We start from the raw sequence: 5904 nt of genomic DNA, 5'->3' as shown, positions 1-5904 counted from the left end.
GTACCAGGCATGGGAGTGATCAGGGGGAAAATTCAGGTACTTTTTCCCTGAAAATTAGGTAGTTGACCACCTGAAAATCGGTAAAACCCATCCCCCATCCCCCAACCCCCACCGAAAAACTTTTTCAGCAGACCCTACTTACTAACCGCCGATTCTAACATAGTAATTGTTCCCCGATTAGCATCAAATTCTACTGCAATACCAATAGCTAGAGTCTCGATAATCTCCAAATGTCCGATCATCAAACCTAAACAAGCGGGAATTTTTAAGGGTTGGATATATTCTTGGATTACTTCTTCTAAAGTCAGGGAACCATAGTCACTATCGGCGCTACAATTGCTACATTGACCGAAGATAAACCCAGCTAAATTATCGAGAATTCCCGCTAATTTTAATTGATTTAACAGGCGATCTATTTCATAAATATCTTCACCAATATCTTCTAAAAATAGGATAGCACTGGTAAAATCTGGTAGATAGGGAGAACCTGCGATCGAGGCTAAGGTGGTTAAATTACCACCGATTAATTTACCTTTTGCTTGACCTTTAGTAATAGTTTGAATCCGATTTTTTACCTGCATTAAACGATTGGCATCATCGGGATCGGGAATATTTCTAAAAGTCAACTTTTCCCCAGAAAATAAAACCTGTCGAAAGCTTTCAGTTTGAGCGGTGCGCCAACTAGAAAAGCCATTGGGAGCATGGAAAGTAACTAAACCAGTTTTGGCATAAATAGCTAATAATAAAGAAGTTATATCACTAAAACCACAGATAATTTTCGGATTACGGCGAATTAAATCGTAGTCAAGATAAGGTAATAAACGAGCGCTTCCCCAACCGCCGCGAATTGGTAAAATTAAGGCAATATTATCATCGGCAAAAAATTGATTTATATCCGAGGCTCGCTCGCTATCTTTACCAGCTAAATAACCATAACGCTCTAAAGCGTATTTACCAACTTTTGGGACTAATTTTAGGGCTTTAACTGCTTCGATAACTATATTTAAATCATCTTCTTTAAAAGTTGCCCCCGCTGGACTAATAATACCCACTCCGTCCCCCGGTTGTAGATGTGGCGGTTTAATTAGAGGAAAATTATTACTAACAACTTTTCTAGGAATTAGGGAAAAACTAACAGCAGTTATGGCAGTAGTAGTGAGAAATTGACGGCGCTTCATCCTGATAGTTTTTAGAAAAATTGCAAGGGAAAGAGGACAATTAATGCCCAAAACTGATATTTTTGTTTTCCTTCTAATGGGTTTAGTCGATTTTCTATTCCCTCGACTTTTCCCGTTAACACCGCTTGGCCTACCTTTAAATCCCTCACATCTTTTTGTAAAGAATCGATTTTTCCCTCAATCCGCATCAAGATAGTTTCTAGGGAATAAGTAACCGTTTCCTGAGATTGATTCATTTGTTCAAGACCTTTTAGTTAATTGTTGCCCTAGAAAAGCAATTATGCTTCCGATTTTGCCATATCGCGAATGATATCGCCGCGAGTGATAATACCAATTACTTTGTGGGTTTCTTCCTCAATCACCGGTAAACGACGCACATGACGATCATACATTAACGAGGCCGCTTCTTTCAAAGGGCGATCGGCTGTGATACTAATAGGTTTATCGGTCATTACTTCCCCCACGGTTTGACCGAGAGCTTTATGGAGTAATTTCTCGTGACGGCTAGGATTTTGTAGATAGATGACGCTATCGAGGAGCAGAATGTAAGGAGGAGCTTCTACTCCCGTTTCCTGCCACATAAGGTCAGTTTCGGAGATAACCCCAATCAGTCGTATATTGTCATCCACCACGGGTAAACCGCTAAACCGCTTTTCGGCCAAAATCTTCACTGCTTCAGACAGAGAAGTGTTAGCGGTGACGGTGATGGGATTGGGAGTCATGATATCGGCAACTGTTTTTGTCATCTTAGCGACCTGCGATAATAATGCTTTCTGTCTCCATCTTATCATTAGGGTAATCAGTCACCGCTTAATTATGACTATTCTTAAATCTTCGGCTGAGAAAATGGTATAACATAAAAAGGAAATAGGATATTAATTTAGTTAGTTGACAAGGAAAAAGAAAAATGATCGCTCAACCTCAATACCCAGAAAGAATGACCCCGGAAGAGTATCTAGAATGGGAAGCTACACAGGAATGTCGCCATGAATACATTGATGGGGAAATTATCGCCATGACTGGGGGTAGTCTGCCTCATAATGATATTACCTTGAATTTTTACACTGCTTTAAGACTTCATCTCCGTCCGCGAGGCTGTCGAGTGAATGTATCTGATGCGAAAGTACAAGCTAATAATAGTCGTTATTTTTATCCCGATTTGGTGATTAGTTGCGATTTTAGGGATAGAGAATCTCGGAATTTTATTCAACATCCACAAGTGATTATTGAAGTGCTTTCCCCCAGCACAGGAAACTATGATCGCACTAAAAAGTTACAATATTATCGTCAGATTGCTAGTTTACAAGAATACGTTTTAGTCGATCCCGAATCGATCAGTGTTGAGGTTTATCGTCGCGGTGAAGATAAAATTTGGTTTTACTGCGCTTATAGTCAAGGGGAAGAAATTATTCTATCTAGTCTCGATTTTCACTGTGCGATCGAGTTAATCTATGAAGGGATAAGTTTCGATTAAAGAAAGTTTACAAACAGGTCAAACATTCCTAAACTTAAAATAAATACGTCCCGATTGTTTCGATAAATTCTATGTTACCGCCCCTATTAGTCCTTGATCCCTTGTTAGAAAACTGGTTACGAGAAGATCTCGGTAGAGGCGATCGCACCACCCAAGCAATTTTCTTCGGTCATGCTAAAATCGGTCAAGCTAGTTGGATTGCCAAAGAAGCGGGAGTTATTGCTGGTTTACCCGTAGCTGAACGCGTTTTTCAACTGCTTAACCCCACTATTCACTTTACCCCCACCGTTGCTGAGGGGGAATTCTGCTCTAAGTCTAAAGTTATTGCCGAGATAGGAGGTTCCCTCGATGCGCTGTTAATTGGGGAAAGAGTCGCTTTAAATCTTGCCATGCGCTTGAGTGGAATTGCTAGTGCCACTCGTCAGTATGTGGAGAAAATTGCCGATTTACCGACAAGATTGGTGGATACTCGCAAAACTACCCCCGGATTGCGAATTTTAGAAAAATATGCCTCCAGTATCGGTGGTGCGATTAACCATCGTTTGGGGTTAGATGATGCAATTATGATTAAAGATAATCATATTCAAGCAGCAGGCAGCATTGAGGAAGCAGTGCGTCGTGTACGGCAAAATATGCCCTATCCTCTCACAATTGAGGTAGAAACCAGCCAATTAGAAGAAGTGAATCAGGCCCTGCAGCAGGAGGTAGAGAGCATTATGTTAGATAATATGGATTTAGAGATGATGCAAACTGCTGTGGAGATGATCCGCAATTTTAATAGTAAAACCAAAATAGAAGCATCGGGAAATATTACCCTCGATCGCATTCGCAACGTTGCCGAAACAGGAGTAGATTATATTTCCACTAGCGCCCCGATTACCCGTTCTACTTGGTTAGATATTAGTATGAGAATTGATTAAAAAGCTATTGTAACCTCGATCGCATCGCCAATATTTAGGTGTAATTGCTTTTGAGCGCTACCACTATTGACGGCAATTTCTAACCCCCCGTGACTACCGATAAAAGCGACTATTTCTCCGGAAGAAACATCACTGTAGGTGTTTTTTGCGGGGATAATTTTTGGACCCAACTGCACTGACCAATTTTTTCCCTCTAGGAGATAATCGGGAATATTACTGATTAAATTGCCGAAAATGTCAATATATTGAATTTGACCGCTGATTTTATCTTCCTCGATTTGCGGAACAGTGATCGCTAATTGTTGCAAGCTATCGGGATCAATAATCTCACCTAACATTTCTAGGGGTACTCCCCGGGACAAATAAGCGGCCACAGGAGCAAAAATATCACGACCATGAAAAGTAGTGCTAGGGTTAGGGGTGCGCCAATAGGAAGAATTATCGAGATTAACGGCAGATATAGCCGGAGATTGGCTTAAAATGCCACTAAATAAACCATTATCTGGCCCGACTAAATAACCACCGGCAAAACGAATCCCTACCCCGCGTCTTTTGCTTCCTACCCCCGGATCTATAACTGCCAGATGAATAGTGCCTTGGGGAAAGTATTGATAGGCATTCAGGAGGATAAAACGACCAGCGTAAAGGTCTTGGGGCGAAATTTGATGATTCAGATCGATCGTGCGAGCATGGGGGGCAATTCCCGCAATTACTCCCTTGATAATGCCCACATAACCGTCCTGTAGTCCAAAATCGCTAGTAAGGGTTATCAGTGCCTTTTCCGTCATTGACTTGTCACTATGGCTGCCAACAGCTTTAATAAATCTTAACGCTAAATTCAGTAGCTAAAGATACAGTTTACCAAGGAGAATGTTATGATTTAGATATAAGGTAAGTTAAGTCGCTCAAAAGTCTGTCCATCATGAACAAAAATCGTCAGCAAGTCCTAACACAGGCCACCGTCGCTCATAGAGAAACACTCCGCAGAAATTTACAACACCGACTGGAAGTAGCTAGAGCGCAGGGAAATGAAGCTTTAGTACGTCAATTGGAAGCAGAGGCGGCCTATTTGCACCTTCGTTAGATTTAATCGGTGTTTAGTCATAGTCTAGTTGTCGGTTTCTGGTGATCGGTATGCCGATCACTTTTTTTTGGGCGAATTTTTTTTTTTTAAATTGCCGATATCTCCACTGGCAATCCTTAAAATAGAAGGAACAGCAGTTTAGAGATCAAATAATTATGGCTTTTTTTCGGCAATATATCGCCCCGCTCCTGACTATCTTAGTGTTTTTAGTTGCTCTGGTTGCCACTGGCATCCGGATTTTTTTACCGGCAGATTTAGCGGCACCCGCTCCGATCGAGCCATCCCTGGGCATAATTTTCTCTTATCCTTGGCATGGCTAACCTTCCCGAAGATTATCGGCTGCGACTGGGAAAAACGAGCGATCGCTATCTACTAATTAATTTTCTCACCCGCACCTATCAAGAATTTTTTCCCGAACAAAAAAACCTCTCCCATCTAGCTGATACAGTCAGACAGTTTTTTTGCCTCGATACTCCCCTGTGGATCGTCGAAGGACAACAAACGGCGATCGCTTGTCTCTGGATGGGGAGCGCCGTCGATCAGGTGACAGGCGATCGCTATGGTCATATTTTTCTAATTTACGTCGATCCCCAGCATCGTCGCCAGGGTATCGCCACCGCACTAATCGATCGAGCTAAGGATTGGGCAAAAAGTCGCGGACAAACCCGCATCGGTTTACAAGTCTTCATCAATAACGACAATGCTCTCAATCTCTACCAAAATCTCGGCTTTCAAACTCGCTCTTTGCTGATGTTGAAAAATATTTAAAAACTGTCAGGAGATAGGAGTTAGGAGACAGTCTCGATGAAAAAATTTTCACCCCCACAGATGAAAGAGGTTTCCTTCCCTACACCCCACACCCCACACCCTACACCCTGTTTCAAGTCAGGAGACAGGAGATTGTTTTTATTTATTCTTCCCACACCCCACTTCCCCAACCCCAGACATACCTATAGAGATGGCACTGTCAGCATTAATTATTCCTGATCGAGCCACAAAGGGTAAAATTGGGGAAACACTGCAATACACTGGCAGTCATCGAAAATTTTGGGTCTGAAACCCCGTCGTAGAACGACGGCTTTACCGTTAAATACTAGCACATTTACGGAATATATGCTAAAATGTGAGACATGGAAAAAGCCTATTCGTTTCGATTTTACCCCACACCCGAACAAGAGTCGCTATTGCGGCGCACCTTGGGCTGTGTAAGATTAGTTTACAATAAAGCTCTCCACGAACGAACACAAG

The 5904-nt window shown here is 42.0% G+C and carries 10 protein-coding genes; 6 read left to right on the top strand and 4 right to left on the bottom strand.

Features of this window, described 5'->3' with window-relative positions:
* Positions 1–134: 134 nt before the first annotated feature.
* Genes IM319_RS17515 through IM319_RS17505 form a run of 3 tightly spaced genes read right to left on the bottom strand, consistent with a single transcriptional unit; the run spans position 135 to position 1924 of the window.
* Positions 135–1178 carry a S66 peptidase family protein gene (locus IM319_RS17515; RefSeq protein ID WP_287736430.1) on the bottom strand — a complete coding sequence of 348 codons (1044 nt, stop codon included), beginning with the start codon at positions 1176–1178 and terminating at the stop codon, positions 135–137.
* An 11-nt stretch (positions 1179–1189) separates the two neighbouring features.
* Positions 1190–1414, bottom strand: coding sequence for a polyhydroxyalkanoate biosynthesis repressor PhaR (locus tag IM319_RS17510; RefSeq protein ID WP_286826528.1), 225 nt, complete (start codon positions 1412–1414; stop codon positions 1190–1192).
* Positions 1415–1456: 42 nt separating this feature from the next.
* A complete protein-coding gene (locus IM319_RS17505) occupies positions 1457–1924 on the bottom strand; it encodes a CBS domain-containing protein (RefSeq protein ID WP_286826529.1) in 468 nt (155 codons plus the stop codon).
* A gap of 161 nt (positions 1925–2085) precedes the next feature.
* Here IM319_RS17505 and IM319_RS17500 point away from each other — a divergent pair, with 161 nt between their 5' ends.
* Both IM319_RS17500 and nadC read left to right on the top strand, forming a co-directional pair.
* Entirely contained in the window at positions 2086–2652 is a 567-nt protein-coding gene (locus tag IM319_RS17500; RefSeq protein ID WP_286826530.1) for a Uma2 family endonuclease, read from the top strand.
* A gap of 71 nt (positions 2653–2723) precedes the next feature.
* A complete protein-coding gene (gene nadC / locus IM319_RS17495) occupies positions 2724–3572 on the top strand; it encodes a carboxylating nicotinate-nucleotide diphosphorylase (RefSeq protein WP_286826531.1) in 849 nt (282 codons plus the stop codon).
* On the opposite strand, the gene IM319_RS17490 is transcribed toward nadC, so the two are convergent.
* Positions 3569–4360, bottom strand: coding sequence for an SAM hydrolase/SAM-dependent halogenase family protein (locus IM319_RS17490; RefSeq protein ID WP_287736429.1), 792 nt, complete (start codon positions 4358–4360; stop codon positions 3569–3571). The genes nadC and IM319_RS17490 overlap by 4 nt on opposite strands.
* Before the next feature lie 134 nt (positions 4361–4494).
* Here IM319_RS17490 and IM319_RS17485 point away from each other — a divergent pair, with 134 nt between their 5' ends.
* From IM319_RS17485 to IM319_RS17470, 4 genes are all read left to right on the top strand, one after another.
* Entirely contained in the window at positions 4495–4656 is a 162-nt protein-coding gene (locus IM319_RS17485; protein WP_002733724.1) for a hypothetical protein, read from the top strand.
* A gap of 155 nt (positions 4657–4811) precedes the next feature.
* Complete coding sequence (locus tag IM319_RS17480) at positions 4812–4976, top strand: hypothetical protein (protein ID WP_002732944.1); 165 nt, start codon at positions 4812–4814, stop codon at positions 4974–4976.
* Positions 4969–5424, top strand: a complete 456-nt coding sequence (locus IM319_RS17475; protein ID WP_287079766.1) for a GNAT family N-acetyltransferase — start codon at positions 4969–4971, stop codon at positions 5422–5424. The genes IM319_RS17480 and IM319_RS17475 overlap by 8 nt, the downstream gene beginning before the upstream one ends.
* Positions 5425–5786: 362 nt before the next feature.
* Positions 5787–5904: helix-turn-helix domain-containing protein (locus IM319_RS17470; protein WP_287077678.1), on the top strand; the 118-nt coding region annotated here is incomplete at its 3' end.

Source organism: Microcystis sp. M113S1 (assembly GCF_020246945.1).
Classification (GTDB): domain Bacteria; phylum Cyanobacteriota; class Cyanobacteriia; order Cyanobacteriales; family Microcystaceae; genus Microcystis.
This window is presented reverse-complemented; position numbering and strand designations above follow the sequence as displayed.